General features: G+C 51.6%; 5 tRNA genes. All 5 read right to left on the bottom strand.

Features of this window, described 5'->3' with window-relative positions:
- Window positions 1-49 precede the first annotated feature (49 nt).
- Window positions 50-125 (bottom strand) — tRNA-Lys (locus KGF48_RS19875).
- Between the two features lie 8 nt (window positions 126-133).
- Window positions 134-210 (bottom strand) — tRNA-His (locus KGF48_RS19870).
- A gap of 8 nt (window positions 211-218) precedes the next feature.
- A tRNA-Pro gene (locus tag KGF48_RS19865) sits at window positions 219-295 on the bottom strand.
- Window positions 296-314: 19 nt separating this feature from the next.
- Window positions 315-391: transfer RNA gene (locus tag KGF48_RS19860), tRNA-Ile, on the bottom strand.
- Between the two features lie 11 nt (window positions 392-402).
- Window positions 403-479, bottom strand: a tRNA-Met gene (locus KGF48_RS19855).
- Window positions 480-531 lie beyond the last annotated feature (52 nt).

The raw sequence follows: 531 nt of genomic DNA, 5'->3' as shown, positions 1-531 counted from the left end.
AAGGAGTTGCAGTCCACTGCCTTACCACTTGGCTATGTCGCCACCTTTTTGGTGATCTATCCGCGACTCGAACGCGGGACACCCTGATTAAAAGTCAGGTGCTCTACCGACTGAGCTAATAGACCATGTTAGTTGGGGTGGATAATGAGAGTCGAACTCACGACCTCCAGAGCCACAATCTGGCGCTCTAACCAACTGAGCTATACCCACCATTATATTGGTCGAGGTGAAGGGACTCGAACCCCCGGCCCCATGGTCCCAAACCATGTGCGCTACCAAACTGCGCTACACCTCGAAATTGTTTTAATTTAATGTGGTGGGCCATCAGGGACTCGAACCCCAGACCTACCGGTTATGAGCCGGGCGCTCTAACCAACTGAGCTAATGGCCCACATTAAATTTTGGTAGCGGTAATAGGAGTCGAACCTATGACCTTTCGGGTATGAACCGAACGCTCTAGCCAACTAAGCTATACCGCCATATTCTGGTGCCCAGAGGCGGAATCGAACCACCGACACGGGGATTTTCAGT

Source organism: Clostridioides sp. ZZV15-6388 (assembly GCF_020657755.1).
Classification (GTDB): domain Bacteria; phylum Bacillota; class Clostridia; order Peptostreptococcales; family Peptostreptococcaceae; genus Clostridioides.
Note: the sequence above shows the minus strand (reverse complement) of the source record. Positions and strands in the feature narration are given on the sequence as shown.